This is a genomic window from Blastocatellia bacterium, from assembly GCA_016713405.1.
GTDB lineage: Bacteria > Acidobacteriota > Blastocatellia > Chloracidobacteriales > JADJPF01 > JADJPF01.
Genome location: JADJPF010000001.1, coordinates 439313 through 456291 on the forward strand (window position 1 = coordinate 439313; position 16979 = coordinate 456291).

A 16979-nucleotide genomic window follows, 5' to 3' on the forward strand; every position below is an offset into this window, starting at 1 on the left:
GAATATTTTATTTCTTTACCCCTGTAGGGGCTACTGTATATAGACCGGCTCTTTAGGGCTGGGCTAATTTAATATCTAGTTTTATAAGGCCATTGTAGTGTTAGATTAGCTGTATTACCTGATTTAATAACAGAAGAAAAATTTAACACTACTCGAAAGCCTAAAAAATCATTATTGCCATTAGGCCAACTTCCTGCCCTGGCTGCTGAACGACAAAGATTGCTTTGTGAATACCAAGAACCACCACGCATAACTTTACGGTTATCAACAGCATCTGTTTCCCAAGCACTACCATCTGTTGGCGCGCCAAGGTAGTTATCATGCCAGGCATCTTGGCACCATTCCCAAACATTTCCATGCATATCATAAAGCCCAAAATTATTTGCAACACCAAGACTTCCTACAGGAAGTGTTTCATTACGGTTAACACCTCTTGGGCCGCTGCCATAACGAAATAAACCATTATAATTTGCTAGGTCTGTAGTAATGGTTTCACCAAAATGAAAAGCTGTTGTAGTACCAGCCCTTGCAGCATATTCCCATTGTGCTTCACTTGGCAGCGAGTAAGAACGGCCAGTTTGTTGAGAAAGCCTTAAGCAAAATTCTTGACAGTCTTCCCAAGAAACATTTTCTACAGGTCGGCTTTCATCCTTAAAATTAGATGGATCTGGGTTTAGTGGACGGCTAATTGTTGGCAATAGTGAAACAGCATACCATTGTGCTTGAGTAATTGAATATTTACTAATAAAAAATGGATGCAGTTTTACTAAATGTTGAGGATCTTCATCTTTTGAGCGTTTAAGTTCAACTTCAGGTGAACCCATTAAAAAAGAGCCTTCAGGAATCCAAACCATTTCTAAAATTATATCATTAGGTAATTCCTGGATAAAACTTTGGCTTTGCACGCAACGACGGTTCATTATTTGGCCCGTTGCATCAACTGTAACTAACTCAGTATCAAAATATTCAAGGTCTACTTTAACATCTATTCCAAGTTTAACTTCTGTTGGGACTGTTTTTGCTCCAGTTATTGCTACACCAGCCTGTATTTTTGCAGTTTCAGCTTCAGCCTCAGCTTCAGCTTCAGTAATATTATTTACTTGTGGGTCTAAAGGATTAGTAGAAAAAGTAGCTGCTGTTAATTCTTGAATAAAATCTAAACAAGTAGCGGGGCGCAGACTACGATCTTTTGACATTGCTTTGGCTAGAACTTCACTAAAAACAGAAGATACATTGCTTTTTTCTTCATGTAGAAGTGGTGCGGGTGAAAAAAGATGTTGAGACGCTATTTCATGGAGTGAATCGCCTTCAAAAGGCAAACGTCCTGATATTAACTCATAAATTACTATTGCAAGGCTATAAATATCAGCACGGTTATCAATTTTTGGCCCTCCATCTTTTGGCTTTGAACCCCATTGTTCAGGGGACATATAGCCAGGTGTTCCTAAAATTTGATCGTTTCTGGTTGCTGCTGTTATGCGGTCATTAAAGACTTTGGCAATACCTAAATCTAAAAGCTTAATTACAGCTTGCCCATCATTAGTTTTACCAAACATAATATTTTCTGGCTTTAAGTCACGGTGAACTATTCCTAATGCATGTGCTGAATTTAATGCGTCTGCAATGGGGTTAATGGTTTCTAAAGCTTCTTTTACAGAAAATGGCCCTTGTTCTTCTAATACTTCTTTTAAGGTTTGCCCTAAAATATGCTCCATAACCATATAAGCAGTACCATCAGGCATAGTTCTTAAATCATGAACTGAAACAACATTAGGATGTCGAAATCTTCTAGCTGTTTGACCTTCTCTTAAAAATCTACGTAGCGATTCTGGATCGTTATTAAAATTACCTGAGAGAATTTTTATTGCTACATTGTCGCCTAAAAGAATATGACGCGCTCGGTAGACTGTTCCCATTCCACCTTCACCAAGCAAGGCATCGATTTGGTATTGACCATCTAGGACAGTTCCTATTAGTGAGCTTTTGTCTATGTCTAAAACTTCACCATCTACAGGACAGAAATTTAATGACTCTTCAAATTGTTTTTGACAAACCGGACAAATTTTCATAAGAAATTAAAAATTAGTAGTTTTATAAACTCCAATTAAGCAAAAATTTTATTAAAGATACATTATTTGCTTTTATTGGGCTAGCAAGTGATAGCAACAAGGTAACTATGCTTAAATAATAAAAGTTGCATTTATATTAGATTTTAGTTATTTAGGGTAGCTAAAATAGAGGTTAAGTCAGCAGCTAAGTCTTGGGCCGAGGGGCGTTTTTCAGGATCTTTTACTAGAGCTTTTAATACAGCTTCATCCAATTGGGCAGGAATATCAACTAAAATACTACTTAATGGTTGTGGGTCTTCTGTAAGTTGCATGTTAATTAATGCCCAAACATTGTCATCAAAAGAGTCAAATGGAGGATAACCAGATAAAATCTCATAAAGCACTACACCTAGGCTATAAACATCTGATTTACCATCATACGTTTTATTGCTTAAGCGTTCAGGAGACATATAAGTTGGTGTACCAATTAAAGTTCCAGTTCCAGTTAATTTGCTTAATTCCATGTTAAAAGTATCACCAGCAAGTTTAGCAATACCAAAATCTACAACTTTAACAACTTCGCCTTCTGTTGATTGGTGTAGAAAAATATTGTCTGGTTTAATATCCCGGTGAATGATGCCAACTTCATGAGCTTGGGCTAAAACATTGCAAACAGGAATGATAATTTCTAAAGCTCTTTTTGCTGGCAAGCGGGATTTGCTTTCTAATTCTTGAGCAAGTGTTTTTCCTTGTAGTAGTTCCATTACTAGATAAGCAATTCCACCAGGCGTAATATTTGAATCTAGCACAGCAACTGCATTAGGGTGATTAATTCGACAAGCTGAAATACCTTCTAAACGAAATCTTTCTAATGCTTCTGAATTAACATTTCCGCTAGCAGGACGAAATATCTTTACAGCAACCGGACGTTGCATTGACACATGTGTAGCTTGATAAATTACTCCATAACCACCTGAGCCGATTTTTGTTTCTAGTCGATATTTATCATCAAGTATTGTGCTAGGTAAAATATCAGACATTGCAGAAAAGATTTTTTCAGCACGTTTATAAGATTCAACCAATTGTTCTTTGGAAAGGACTAATTGAGAATTTTTTTCTGCTAACTCTTTATTAACCTGTTCTAAAAGTGAATTTTTTTGCTCTGTCTCACGATGAGAAGTTGCTAACTCTTTGTTAACTTGTTCTAAAAGTGAATTTTTTTGTTCAATTTGCTTTGCTGATAAAAGTAACTGCTCATTTTTTTGATTTAGCTCTAAAGTACGTTCTTGGACTTTGCTTTCTAAAAGCTCATTACGACGTTGTAAAACTTTTACTCTATAACGTACACCTGTATAACCTAAAGCTAGAAATGATGAAATATAAAAAGCATATGCCCAATTAGTTTTTAAGGGGTGTGTTTTTAGGGTGAAATAGAAACTTGCTCCTGTTTCATTCCAAACACCATCATTATTACAAGCTATTACCCTAAATTGATAATCTCCAGGCGGAATATGTGTATAGTAAGCAATTCGCCTAGTATTTGCTACTACCCAATCTTTATCATAACCAACCAACATAAACTTAAATTTAACTTTTTCTAAAGCTAGAAAACTTAAGCCAGTGTAATGAAATTCATATTTTTCTTTTCCTGGATCTAAAACTACTTTTTCTGTAGGGTTTAATGACACACCATCAACAATTGCTTTAGTAATATAAACATCTGGAGCCAACTGGTTTAACTTAATCTCATCAGGAGCAATAGTTGTAATTCCTTTAGCCGTAGCAAACCATAAACGCCCATCTTTAGATTTAATAGCACAGGGCTGAGAGGCACCATTACATTGGTGGGTTTTCATTCCATCAATTTTTCCATACATTGTATAAGCGATACTACTTATTTTGCCTTGGTCATAATCATTAAAATCGCGCTTTCTTACGCTTAAAATACCTTTGCTAGTGCTAGCCCATAAATAACCACGGCTATCTTCTAGGATTTGAAAAGAAATTCCATCAAATAAGCCTGTACTAGTTGCATAAGGAGTAAATTTTCCTTGCTTGTACCTAGTAAAACCATCATTAGTAGTAAACCAAATATCTCCTTGACTATCTTGATAAGCAGAAAAAACAGCATTTCCAGAAACACCATCTTTTTTAGTATGACTAAAAAATTGACCATTCTTATAAGAATTAAGACCACTATAAGTGCCAAACCAAAGATTACCCTCACGGTCTAAAAAAATAGTCCTAACACTAAGGTTTAATAAGCCTTCTTTTACTCCAAAGTTAGTAAATTTCCCATCCTTAAATAAACTAGCTCCACCTCCATTAGTACCAAACCAAAAGTTACCTTCCTTGTCTTGATTAATGCAGTAAATACTATTATGTGGCAGACCATCTTTAGTAGTGTAGTTAGTAAATTTCCCATTATAGAAACAGCTTAAACCTTCATTAGTCCCAACCCATAATTTACCCTCTTTATCCTCATGTAAAGAGCGAACAAGGTCGCTTACCAGGCCATCTTTAGTAGTGTAATTAGTGAATTTTCCATTTTGAAATAAAGATAAGCCGCCTCCATCAGTTCCAACCCAGAAATTACCTTTTGAATCCTCTAAAACAGCACGAACAAAGTCATTAGCTAGCCCATCACTAGAGGTATAGTTAATAAATTTACTAGTTCTAAAACGATTTAGCCCTGAAGTAGTGCCAACCCATAAACTACCTTCACGGTCTTCTAGCAAAGAGCGAATATTGTCATTAGATAAACCCTGTTTTATTTGGTAAACCTCTACTTTGTCATTAAATAAGCGTTGCAATCCACCGTTTTCTGTTCCTAACCAAATATTGCCGTCTGTATCAGGTAAAATTGAGCGAATATTATTAGTTGTTAACCCTTCTTGAGTCGTATAAATTTTCTTTACCCCATCTTGCCAAAAACTGCACCTGCTGGGGTAGAAAGCCATAAACCAGCTTGTTTGTTAGCATAAATTGTTCTAATAGAATTATTTGGCAACCCATCTTTGGTAGTGTAATTAGTAAACTGCCCATTTTTGAAGAGCGATAATCCTTCTTCTGTGCCAATCCATAAATTGCCAAGCGAATCTTCAGTAATAGCTCGTACTTGGTTATTAACAAGTCCATTGCTGGTTGTGTAGCTAATAAACTTATTGTTTTGAAGCAAATTTATTCCATTGTCAGTCCCAACCCATAATTTACCAGTCCTGTCCTGATAAATCGTTCTAACTGTATCATTTGAAAGACCTGTTTCTTGACCATAAGCCTTAAAGCGTCCATCTCGAAAACTAGCAAGGCCACCTTCTAACATTCCTATCCACAACGTACCAGCACGGTCTTCATATAATGTTAGGACTCCAGGACGCTTTAACTCTGGAGTATTGCGGTTGTTATAAGCAATAAATTCAATTCCATCAAAGCGTACTACTCCTTCATAAGTTCCCATCCAAATATACCCGTCACGAGATTGTATTAAACAATGAACAGTGCTTTGAGGAAGTTCATCATTCCAAATATCGTGTCCATATTGAGTAATTAATTGTTTGGGATCTAGGGCAAAGCTTAAAGAGGGAAATAAAATTAAATGACTAATAATTAAAATAAGTGCGACACACACACATCTAACTACATTAACAAAACCTATCATAATTATTGTCCTAAAAACCTAGCTTTAAAAATATTTTATTAAAATTTATTAGAAATTATTTATGTAATCTTAGGGGTACAAGACAGTTTACTATCTTTCTAATTTGTTGGCGATTTTTCTTAGATAAGTTTTAATCTTCTGTCAAATAAATTCTTGGTACTCTAGCAGATAACCCGCAGGTAATTTCATAGGAAATTGTGTTAATTGTAGATGCTACTTTTTCTGCTGAAATACTTTTGCCTCCCATTTGCCCAATTAAAGTTACTCGGTCGCCTAAAGCTACATTTGCTATATCTGTTACATCAATTAGGGTTAAGTCCATACTTACACGTCCAACAATTGTAGCTAGTTGATTATGTACTAAAACTTGCCCAATGTTTGAATAGCTACGCGCCAAACCATCTTCATAACCAATTGGTATTGTAGCTATTAAACTTTTCTTCTATTAGTAAAAAAAGTATTGCAATAGCCCAAACTAGTATTAGCAGCGACTTTTTTAGTAATATTATTGTTGAATGTAAAGAAAGAGCCGGTTTTACTTTTAGCTTTACATTAGGTGCAATTGTATCCGTTAACCCATAAAGCAGCCCACCTGCACGAACTAAGTTTCCATAAGCTTGCGGCCAACTACAAGTTGCAGCACTATTTGCTGTATGTTGATAAGTAGGGTTAAAGCCTGCTTGTCTAATTTGGCTTAAACAATCTTCAAATATTGTTAATTGTTTTTTTGTAAATTCAGACTTTTCTAGCTCATCAGCAGAAGCTAAATGTGTCATTACTCCATCTAAAATTACTTCAGGATAAATTTTTAGCTTTTCTAAAAATGTTGGTAACTCATCTGGCAAAATACCTAAACGCCCCATTCCAGTATCTATTTTAAGATGAAATTTCCAACTACAAGCAGCTTGTCTTGCTGCTTCAACCAAATTTTCTAACATATCAAAACGATAAATTGTTGGTACTAAATTATACTTAATACATTTAGAGGCCTTGCTTGATTTCCAGAATCCACCTAAACATAAAATTGGGGTTTTAACGCCTGTTTCACGTAGTTTTACAGCTTCTTCTGTTAGAGCAACGCCAAACCAATCTGGTTTAATAGCTTGATTTTCTAAGTATTTAGCAACTTCACTTGCACCATGACCATAAGCATCAGCTTTAATTACAGCCATAACTTTTACTGAACTACCTACAAACTCTTTTATTTTCTGATAATTATCTGCAATATAATCTAATCTTACTTCTGCCCAAGTAGGTCTCATTTTCCACCTTAAAATATAGATAAAAATAAATTTAGTAAAATGTAAATAGCCTAGTAAACTATTACTAGGCTATTACTAGGCTATTTATTTGGCAAATTATCGAAAATGCGGCATTACTTCTTTAGCAAACATTTCCATATTTTTATTTACTAAATCTTCTGGCATATCGCCACACTGCGCCCCACCAATTAAAATCCCTGCGTGCATTTCTTCGGTATAAACACTAAACTTTTCAATTACTGTTGATGGACTACCAACAATTATATAACCTTCGTCGATTAGTTCATCAAAAGTTAGCTGAGAAAATTGCTTAATCCCTGAGCTAAGAATTGCAGCTAGCGATTTTTCTGTTACATAACCGGGAGGAAATGAAAACTGTGGAGTTGTATGTAAACCTTGTGAAATAACCACATAACATGTTGTTTAGCTTCTTTTCTAGCAATTTCGTCTGTTTCTGCTACAAAGGTTGGAACTCCAAAAGCTAACTGATTTGGTTGTGCTTCATAACCAAATTTATCTTCTGCTAAACGTCTATAAAGATCATAAGCTTTACGTTGGTAAGACTGCGGCGAAAATACCATCATAAATGGATAGCGTTTTTCTGCGGCAAACTCGACGGTTTCTAAACTTCCTGTACCAGGTAGCCAAATAGGAGGATGAGGTTTTTGCAGCGGTCTAGGCCAAGGGTTAACATAGCGATAATTATAATGTTTACCTTCAAATCTAAATGGCCCAGGCCTAGTCCAAGCTTCTATAATCAAATCATGTGCTTCATAAAAGCGTTCTCTAGAATGAGCAGGGTTAACATTATAGGAATAATATTCCATTCCTGTTCCACGAACAAAACCAGAAATAATACGCCCGCCGCTAATAACATCTAGCATTGCTATTTCTTCTGCTACACGTAGTGGGTCGTCATGCAAAGGTAGCGCATTTCCAATAATTGCAATTTTAGCGGTTTTAATCCTATGAACAAGCATTGCAGCAATAATATTAGGTGATGGCATTGTCCCATAAGCATTTTGATGATGCTCATTTACACAAACTCCATCCCAACCAAGTTCTGCCGCTCGTACTAACTCATCTAAAAACCGATTATATAAATGATGTCCTGTTTCTGGATCATAAAGACTATTAGGCAAAGTCACCCAGGTAGAATCATATTGTTTATTAAAATCTTCTGGAAGATAAGGGTATGGCATTAAGTGAAAATAATAAAATTCCATTTTTTTAGTCATTGTTAAGCTTACTCCTTAGTAAAATCTTTAATTAATTGAACTACCTGTTCGACTTGCTCTAATGGAGGCATATGACCGCATTCATCAAGTAATGCTAATTTAGAGCCTGAAATTGCTTTGCAATAGGCTTCTGCATGTGCGATTGGAACAAGTTGGTCATCTTTTCCCCAAATTACTAAAGTTTTGGCAGTAATTCGACGTAAACGGTTAGCTAGTTTTGGATTATAACCAAGTTGCCAAGCAATTTTAGCTACCATAGTTCTTTCCTTGTAATCCTGAAGCATTAGTTTTTTCATATTGGACATATCTCTTTGACTAGCCAAAACCATTGCATTACTTAAATCATAAAAACAAACCATTGCTAGTTGTTCAGGTGAAAGAGCAAAAACATCTACAATAGGTGCGTTAGCCACTCTTAGACCTCCTGCTGAAATTAAAACTAGGTTTTTTACTCGCTCAGGAAAGAAGGATGCAAACTCGGCTGCTAACCAGCCGCCTAAAGAATGACCAACTAAGGTAACTTGCTTAAGCCCTAGTATATCCAAAAGATCTGCATAATGAATAATAAAGTCTTCTAGTGAGTCAAAAGAATCTGGAGCGGTGCTTAAGCCAAAACCAGGATGATCTGGAGCATAAAGAGTAAAATCTTGGGCAAGCTGTAAGTGAAAAGCAAGCCAAAGATCTGCAAGCCCCATACCATGAAAAAATACTAAAGGACTGCCTTGACCAGCAATTTTTAGGTGTGTTTCCACTTGAGCAACGGAAATAATTTTGTCTATAACATTATCCACAATTTTTCCTCCAGAAAAATTTTTGCTGAAAAGGCTAATTTAACATACAAAATAGCTTTAAGGGATAAAGAAACCCATTAGTAAAACCTGGTAAAAATAAAATGTTATTAACCATTAATTTTTTGTTATTATTAATTCTAGTTGCGATATGATTAAGTTTCTCTTACACTTGCTAGATAATGTTAAGAGGCAAGAATATGTCAGAAAAATACGAGACTTTAGCAAAAATGTCAGTTTATCGTAGTCATCTAGAAGACTTTCAACTATTTTCCACTGTACATAAATTTTTTGCTTCTCTTTCTCAAGTTGTTGATCAACTCCAGGATGAGCTAAATTTTGATGTTAATGGACTTGAAACAGATATCTTAGCTTGTAAAGAAAGCGAAAACTTAAATGAGCTAGAAATATATATTGCTACTCGCTTTTCTCTATGGAGGCAAGCTTTAGAGAAATTTGACTCTGACCTTTCTGCTAGCTCACTTCGCCAATACTTTGAACAGGTTTCTATCCATAATGAAGAAACTTTAGAAACTATACTCTCTTTTTATTTAAGTAAATCCATAAAAACAGATAATGATAGAGATAAAATAGACCTAATTGCTACTTGGTGGGGACAGTTCTTACTTAAAGAAGATGGGCTAGGTAGCATATCACTGTCACAACTTCCAATTCTTAGAGAACGACTAGAGAAAATTTACTTAAGTTTTGGTCTAAAACCAATGCCACTTAGCGAAGCTAAAGACGCAATTGAGATTTTAGAATTTGAAAGAAAACGACTCTTAACAGTTCGTTCCCTAAGAGAATTAATAGAAAAACAAGTGCTACTTCGTTTGCGTAAACTAAAAAGCGGACTAGGAGACTTACTTTTTCAACCAGCGATTTTGACAGAAATAGTTGCTCTTAACATAGATATTCGTAGCACATTCCGATCGCTTTTCTTAGCAGAACAGTCCAGGCTCGCTAATTTCTTTCAGCCAATACCAAAGAATTTTAGTATTGAAGTAGTAGAAAAAACATTAGATGAAATACCTATAGAACCTTTAGAAGCCTATCCAACAGATGTCCCAGTAGTAGACAAAGAAAAACTTAATAAACTAGGTGCCGAAATCGTAGCTCAACATCTATCTACATTGTCCCAGGCCAATAACAACATTACTTTGGATCGTAGGGAGTTATTAAAAATAATCCAAAGTATTCGTAGTGCAATTCAAATTTTAGATAAAAATCTAGAACCATTACTTAAAAAATTAAATGATAGTTAATTACGGAAGTTTTGCTGCTTAATCCAGCAATAATTATTTTCCGCAGGCACTTTTTTATTTGTTTTGCTATAATTAGCCCAACAATCAAAAATTAACACTTAAAAAGGAAGTTTGCTGGAGGCTTTAATGCAAGAAATACAGCCATGCCCAGAAAATCAACAACCTACCAAAGAGTCAAATAACCAACTTTTTGCTACTAGGGTTATTACCGTCAAACTAACTGCACCAGGATTAGTTCTAGCTTTAGTTTTTATCCTCTTAACAGGCATTGGAATAGGTTCTATAGTGGTTAATCGAGCCGGAGCAGTTACAGAAAACCCAACAAAAGCTATGAACTCTGAAGCAAACTCTCCTTTATCGCTTTCTGCGGCTTTTGCTACTGCTACTCAAACTATAGAAAGTAGTGTAGTTCATATTACTACTGTAGATCTTGATGCAGAAAATTTTAGCCAAAGTAGTGGTTCAGGCTTTGTTATAGATCCTACGGGCTATATTTTAACTAATTATCATGTAGTAAAAGATGCTACTAAAATAAAAGTTAGGTTTACAGATAGCTCTGTTTTAAAAGGTAGCTTAGTTGGATTTGATGAAGAAACAGATTTAGCTGTAGTAAAAGTAAGTTCTGGTAAAAAATTAAAAGCTGCTCGTATTGGTGATTCTGATAGAGTAGTTGTGGGTGATTGGGTGCTTGCTATTGGTAGCCCATTTGGGTTAGAACAAACTGTAACAGCAGGCATCATTAGTGCTAAAGAGCGAGTAACAGATCAAAACCGGAACTTTCAACAGTTTCTGCAAACAGATGCAGCAATTAATCCTGGTAATTCTGGTGGGCCACTTGTTAATTTATCAGGGGAAGTAATTGGAATTAATTCCCAAATTGCTACCCGTAGAGGTAATTTTGAAGGAGTTGGTTTTGCTGTACCAGCAGCGATTTTTACAGATGTTTATAATCAACTAATTACTACTGGACGTGTTTCACGCGGCTACTTAGGCGTTTATCCAAGCAAAGTGACTCCACAATTTGCTCAAATTTATGGATTAAAAGATCCTGTTGGTGCATTAATACACGATATAACGGAAATTGACGGCCCGGCAGCAAAAGCAGGCTTAAAAAGTGGGGATGTAATCACAGAATTTAGTGGTCATTTTGTTAAAGATGACCGCGATCTAGTTCGCTATATTGTTGCTACTCGAATAAATAATCCTGTTACGGTAAAATACTTGCGTAATGGCTTGATGCAGTCTACTTCTGTCACCTTGGTAGAAAGACAAGCAAATCAACAATTTGTTAATCCATCAAACTTAATTCAAGAAACTAAACCCAAATTAGCTAAGTCCGATAAAGATATTTTACAGAAATTAGGGCTTGCCATTGCATCATTAACAGAAATAAGAGCTAAACAACTAGGTACTCAAACAAATAGTGGAGTTGTTGTTAGAATGGTAAATGTGGATAATGTAGCTCATGATGCAGGTTTAAGAGATGGCGATATCATTAAAGAAATCAATAAAAAAACAGTTTCCAAGGAAGAAGAATTTAGCGAAGCGATAAATAAACTAAAATCAGGTGATTCACTAGTATTATTTGTAGAAAGAAATTCTCAGTTAAGTGCCTCACATCGTTACATATCGCTGACAATTCCATAACACTTATGCAAATTCATAAAATTGTTGTTCCTACGCCTTTTTATGTTGGCCCGGTCAATGTTTATTTAGTAAGAACTGACCCTTTAACGTTAATTGATGTTGGCCCAAATACAGAAGAAGCCTATCAAGGGCTATGTAGTGGTTTAGCTGATCTAGGCATTGAACTAAAACAAATTAAACGTATTATTATTTCTCATGCTCATGAAGACCATTATGGACTGGCTTCTCGCCTCCAGGAAATTGCTGGAGCAGAAGTATTGCTACATTCTTGGGAAGAAAAGAAAGTTCATAATAACTATGATTATTCAGAGCATAGAAAACTACTTAAGCGTGCTGGAGTTCCTCAACAAGTAATTGAACGTTTTGAGCAGGGTTATCAACGCTTTTCACCTCTTGCAGGTAGCCAAGTATCTATTACACCTGTTGAAGATGAAGAAGAAATAATTTTTGAAAAAGGCTCGCTTAAAGTTTTACATACCCCAGGTCATACTCCAGGCAGTATTTGTTTATTTAGAGAAAGTAACCGTGAATTAATAGCAGCAGATACAGTAATTAAGCATATTAGTCCAAATCCAATGCTACATGTTGACCCGCTAGATAATTACCGACGGTTTCCTTCCTTAAGTGAATATCTTTGCTCTGTTTCAAGAATTAAAGAACTTGCACCTACTTTTATTCATTCTGGACATGGACATCCAATATTAGATTATGGAGAACATTTTCATCGTTTAGTTCGACGTACTCAAGAAAGGCAAATGAAAGTAATATCTCTTTTACCTAATAGGGGAGCAACTGCATGGGAAATATCAGAATTATTATTTCCCAATGTGGAAGGGATGCACCGTTATTTAGCTGTTTCTGAAGCTCAAGCACATTTAGATATGGCGGTTGCTGATGGTCGTTTAATTATGGAAAAACAGGATGAAATGGAGTGTTTTCGGATAAAATAACCTGTAAATTTACAGGTTATTTTCTTTTGGTAGTTCAAAACAACTACGACAACGCGCTTCATATAAGTTTCCTGCTCCTAAAACTACTCGTTCTTTATTATGTGAAAGCCGTTGAGAATAATTAGCTAATGAACCGCACTTCATACAAATAGCATGTGTTTTAGTTATATGTTCTGCAATTGCTAGTAGTTGTGGCATTGGCTCAAATGGTTTACCTAAATAATCTTGATCAAGTCCAGCAATTATTACTCGTCTACCTTTGTTAGCTAAATCATTACAAACATCTACTAAATCATTATCAAAAAATTGTGCTTCATCTATACCTAAAACATTAGTATCTGGCAAAACTTTAGAAAAAAGTTCTCCTGCTGAGCTCACAGGAATAGCAGATATTTTTATTTCACTATGGGAAATAATATGATTAACTGAATAACGGGTGTCAACTTCTGGCTTAAATATTTGTACTGATTGGCGGGCTAGTTGGGCGCGACGTAAACGGCGAATTAATTCTTCACTTTTTCCGCTAAACATACTGCCACAAATGACTTCTATCCAACCACCTTCGCTACGAAAAAAATCCATGTTACTCCTAAAAATTTAATAAAGTTTGAAATATTTCTCTGGCAGAATATACCGTATTTTTTAGAAAATGAAAAGTTAAACTAATTTATTAATTGACACTTTGTTAATTATAGTATAATTTGCAGTTAAGGTAGTGCAGATTTTTAGCTTTTTACTCTTTGCAACTAAAAGTTTTTCTGTTAGGATCTGCCACCACATAAACTTTTCAAAAATCCTTAAATTAATCTATTAACACTTTTATATGTAGGTAAAACTATGCGTATAGATAGAACTTGGACAATTAGTTTTGAAGATAATGAAAAAAGGCTATTGCTAGAAGAAATAGAACTTGTAGAAATGCCTTCGGAACTAGGTTGGAAATCACTATTAAAACAAGTTGTTACTAATCGCCAAATTACCTTGCCCCTACGAGCTATTGAACGCCTTTCTTTAGAGCTAGATATTACTCGCAGTCAATTTAGCAAGCGACGACCTCACCATGATTATAGTAGGCAATTTCCTCAAATTGCTGCGCTTACTTTAGAAATAGATACTATTCTATATATTTCTAAACGTAAAAGTGCTTAATTTATAATTATTCTTTTATAGGATATCTTAAGTTATCTAGGGTTTCTTCTAGGGGAATTGCTGTAGTTGTCAAGCTATTAGAAAAATGTGATAGAAATTCTTGATTACCATCCATTCCTGTAATAGGTGAGGCTAGTATCCCTAAACAGCTTAAATTAAGCTCTTGGGCTGCTAACACAACTTCCTTTATTACTCGCTTATGTTTGTTTACATCAGCAACTATGCCACCTTTGCCAACTTCCTGTGGCCCAACTTCAAATTGAGGTTTGATTAAAGCTATGATGTTTGCAGAATTAGTTATTAACTCAGGAACTACAGGCAAGATTTTTGTTAAAGAAATAAAAGAAACGTCAACTGTAACTATTTCAAAGAGATAGGAAAAATCTTTTGTAGATAAATAGCGAGCATTAACATTTTCTATTACTGTTACACGTTCATTTTGACGAATACGCCAGTCAAGTTGATTATGCCCTACATCTAAAGCTACAACATGTTTAGCATTATTTTGTAATAAACAATCAGTAAAGCCACCTGTTGAAGCACCAATATCTAAGCATAATTTATTAGTAACATCAATTTGGAAAGTTTTAAGTGCTGCTGCTAATTTTAAGCCTGAGCGAGAAACGTAGGCGAGTTTTTCACCTTTGATGCGTAGTTGGGAGGTGACATCAATTTTATGACCAACTTTGTCAATTAATTGTTCATTGGCTAAGACTTGGCCTGCTAGGATTAAGGCTTGGGCTTTTTGTCTGCTTTCAACTAAACCACATTCTACTAATAATTTATCAATTCGTTCTTTAGCCACAAAAATAAGGAAGGGAAAAAGAGTACAAGTAAGAACTTGTACTCTTAGAAAAGGTTAATTACTTAGTCATTGCTGCATAAACATTTACTCTACCACCAGAAATAGTTTTTCCTTTTAATTCTGGAGAAGGAGTAGCAGTAGTAACTATTGTTTCAATAATTTGTTTAGGGGTTAAAGTAGGATTATTGGCAAGCACTAAACTAGCAACACCAGAAACATGAGGGGTTGCCATAGAAGTACCACTAAAATAAGCATAATCATTACCTGTAACAGTTGAATAAACATCAACGCCTGGTGCGCCAATATGAACGGAGCTAGCACCATAGTTAGAGAAACTAGCTAGGTAATCTTGATTATTAATTGCAGCAACAGAAAGAACATTGTCTGACTTATAAGAAGAAGGATAATGAGGATAAGTATCTGTATTTGTTGCACTATTTCCAGCAGCAGCAACAAATAATATTCCTTCTTTATTTAAGGCTTTAATTGCGTCATGCAAGGCTTGTGAGTAATCTCCACCACCCCAGCTATTAGAAAGGACGCGAATATTAACGCCACGTTTTTTCATTTCTAAAGCATAATTGATGGTTTCTAATGCGTCATTTAATGAACCGCTTCCATCACCAGATAAAAACTTAAGCCCCATTAATTTTACTTTCCAATTGACTCCTACAATACCTTCTCCATTATCGCCAGCCGCGCCAATTGTACCAGCACAATGACTCCCATGGTCATTATCATCCATTGGATCGCCACTATCATCAACTGCATTATAACCATGGATATCGTCAACTACACCATTACCATCATCATCTATGCCATTGTCAGGAATTTCATTTTCATTAACCCACATATTGGGCTTAAGGTCTGGGTGAGTATAATCAATACCTGTATCTACAACAGCAACAACTATTTGGTCATCACCAGTTGTTAAATCCCAAGCTTTTAAGACATTTATATCAACTCCACTAACACCGCCAGGTTTTCCATTAATCTTTTGCCCTACATTATTAAGCCCCCATAATGACTCAAAAAATGGGTCATTAGGAATAATATCATCGGCTTGATAACGGAAGTTTGGCTCTACATATTCAACGTTAGGATCAGCCTTATAACGGGCGATTAACTCGTCTAAAGTTAAATTTTCTGATGTGGTGACAGAAACAAAAGAAAAACTTGGAAGTTCGCTATAAGAGCGGAATGTATTAAGGTTAAATCTTGAAACTAGCGAATTAATCATTGATTGAGGCGTACCATCTTTAAACTTGATAATTAAATCATAGTTTTGAGGTAGGTTTGTTTGCCAAACAGGATTTTCCCAATCTGCTTTAGGCCAATTATTTGTGGCTTCCCATTCAGATTCAGTAATACACTCAAAAGCTTTTTCTGATTGGTTAATAACACCTGCTAAATAAGCATAAATAATTACTAGTGTACCTAGTGCTAAATGTACTAATGGGGAACGCTTCATAAGTTTATGTCCCATTGCTATTTCTACTAAGTTTACTTAGCGAGACAAGTTCTAGGGATAAATTTTATAGTTTTGACCATTGAAATTAAATAAACGAACTTGATTTTTAGCTGCACGGTACTCATAAGACTTTCCTTGACAGCTAAGTATTAATGTCCAACCTCGCAGCATCATTTGAGCGCACATTTCACCAGTTTTAGCTGCGTCTAAACAAGCATTTGAGAATTCTGTTGATTCTGTTGAGCTAACTGTAACCGCTGATTCTGCAACATTTAGACGAGTAGCTAAATCTGTTACTACTAATTTAGTTGCTTGATTTTGATCCAATGGCATTGTAAGTTCCTTAAATTATTTTATGTCGCTTGAGCAAGCTTAAATATTGATGAATTTGAGCTTGCAAAGGAAGCTTATAATGATTTTATTAAAAAAGCAATCCTTTAACCAAAGTAAGAAATAAATGCTTAAAAGATGATGTTTAATGAGTTTTGAGCAAAAAAATTTGCCTAATTTTAGAGTACCAATTTTGGCTCCAAAACTAGGCTTTAGGACTTACTTATTGAGGGGTGTAGAAATTAAAACCGTAAAAACTCTTAATATGTTATATAATAGCGTTTTTTATTAATTTACTTTTACCTTAAATTTATAATTTATTTTGAATAAGCTTTTAGCAAAGAGCGTACCAGAAAAAGAAATATTTT

Annotated in this window: 14 protein-coding genes and 1 pseudogene; 4 read left to right on the forward strand and 11 right to left on the reverse strand. The window is 35.2% G+C overall.

Annotation, left to right across the window (positions count from 1 at the left end; genetic code table 11):
* Positions 1-68: 68 nt before the first annotated feature.
* From IPK14_01865 to IPK14_01895, 7 genes and pseudogenes are all read right to left on the reverse strand, one after another.
* Positions 69-2069 carry an SUMF1/EgtB/PvdO family nonheme iron enzyme gene (locus IPK14_01865; GenBank protein ID MBK7992185.1) on the reverse strand — a complete coding sequence of 667 codons (2001 nt, stop codon included), beginning with the start codon at positions 2067-2069 and terminating at the stop codon, positions 69-71.
* A 143-nt stretch (positions 2070-2212) separates the two neighbouring features.
* The gene (locus tag IPK14_01870) at positions 2213-5008 is read right to left on the reverse strand and encodes a protein kinase (GenBank protein MBK7992186.1); all 2796 of its coding nucleotides are present in this window, start codon (positions 5006-5008) and stop codon (positions 2213-2215) included.
* The gene (locus IPK14_01875) at positions 4963-5706 is read right to left on the reverse strand and encodes a hypothetical protein (GenBank protein ID MBK7992187.1); all 744 of its coding nucleotides are present in this window, start codon (positions 5704-5706) and stop codon (positions 4963-4965) included. Before IPK14_01875 ends, IPK14_01870 begins: the two co-directional genes overlap by 46 nt.
* A 130-nt stretch (positions 5707-5836) precedes the next feature.
* On the reverse strand, positions 5837-6103 hold the full coding sequence (locus IPK14_01880; GenBank protein MBK7992188.1) for a hypothetical protein: 267 nt from the start codon (positions 6101-6103) through the stop codon (positions 5837-5839).
* Between the two features lie 7 nt (positions 6104-6110).
* Positions 6111-6968: an alanine racemase gene (alr, locus tag IPK14_01885; GenBank protein MBK7992189.1), complete on the reverse strand. Its 858-nt coding sequence runs from the start codon at positions 6966-6968 to the stop codon at positions 6111-6113.
* Between the two features lie 96 nt (positions 6969-7064).
* Positions 7065-8194: pseudogene (locus IPK14_01890) on the reverse strand (LLM class flavin-dependent oxidoreductase).
* A 20-nt stretch (positions 8195-8214) separates the two neighbouring features.
* The gene (locus IPK14_01895; GenBank protein ID MBK7992190.1) at positions 8215-8997 is read right to left on the reverse strand and encodes an alpha/beta fold hydrolase; all 783 of its coding nucleotides are present in this window, start codon (positions 8995-8997) and stop codon (positions 8215-8217) included.
* 197 nt (positions 8998-9194) lie between these two features.
* Here IPK14_01895 and IPK14_01900 point away from each other — a divergent pair, with 197 nt between their 5' ends.
* The 3 genes from IPK14_01900 to IPK14_01910 all read left to right on the forward strand — a co-directional run bounded on the left by IPK14_01900 (position 9195) and on the right by IPK14_01910 (position 12856).
* Entirely contained in the window at positions 9195-10259 is a 1065-nt protein-coding gene (locus tag IPK14_01900; GenBank protein MBK7992191.1) for a hypothetical protein, read from the forward strand.
* 126 nt (positions 10260-10385) lie between these two features.
* Complete coding sequence (locus IPK14_01905; GenBank protein ID MBK7992192.1) at positions 10386-11906, forward strand: trypsin-like peptidase domain-containing protein; 1521 nt, start codon at positions 10386-10388, stop codon at positions 11904-11906.
* Positions 11907-11911: 5 nt separating this feature from the next.
* Positions 11912-12856, forward strand: a complete 945-nt coding sequence (locus IPK14_01910) for an MBL fold metallo-hydrolase (GenBank protein ID MBK7992193.1) — start codon at positions 11912-11914, stop codon at positions 12854-12856.
* A 9-nt stretch (positions 12857-12865) separates the two neighbouring features.
* On the opposite strand, the gene IPK14_01915 is transcribed toward IPK14_01910, so the two are convergent.
* A complete protein-coding gene (locus IPK14_01915) occupies positions 12866-13438 on the reverse strand; it encodes a thymidine kinase (protein MBK7992194.1) in 573 nt (190 codons plus the stop codon).
* Between the two features lie 255 nt (positions 13439-13693).
* On the opposite strand from IPK14_01915, the gene IPK14_01920 reads away from it, so the two are divergent.
* Entirely contained in the window at positions 13694-14005 is a 312-nt protein-coding gene (locus IPK14_01920) for a hypothetical protein (protein ID MBK7992195.1), read from the forward strand.
* 7 nt (positions 14006-14012) lie between these two features.
* Here the strand turns inward: IPK14_01920 and IPK14_01925 are convergent, their stop codons facing one another.
* From IPK14_01925 to IPK14_01935, 3 genes are read right to left on the reverse strand one after another with little or no spacing between them, the layout of a single operon-like run.
* The gene (locus IPK14_01925) at positions 14013-14810 is read right to left on the reverse strand and encodes a TlyA family RNA methyltransferase (protein ID MBK7992196.1); all 798 of its coding nucleotides are present in this window, start codon (positions 14808-14810) and stop codon (positions 14013-14015) included.
* A 58-nt stretch (positions 14811-14868) separates the two neighbouring features.
* Positions 14869-16296, reverse strand: coding sequence for a S8 family serine peptidase (locus IPK14_01930; GenBank protein ID MBK7992197.1), 1428 nt, complete (start codon positions 16294-16296; stop codon positions 14869-14871).
* 36 nt (positions 16297-16332) lie between these two features.
* Entirely contained in the window at positions 16333-16614 is a 282-nt protein-coding gene (locus IPK14_01935) for a hypothetical protein (protein ID MBK7992198.1), read from the reverse strand.
* Between the last annotated feature and the right edge of the window lie 365 nt (positions 16615-16979).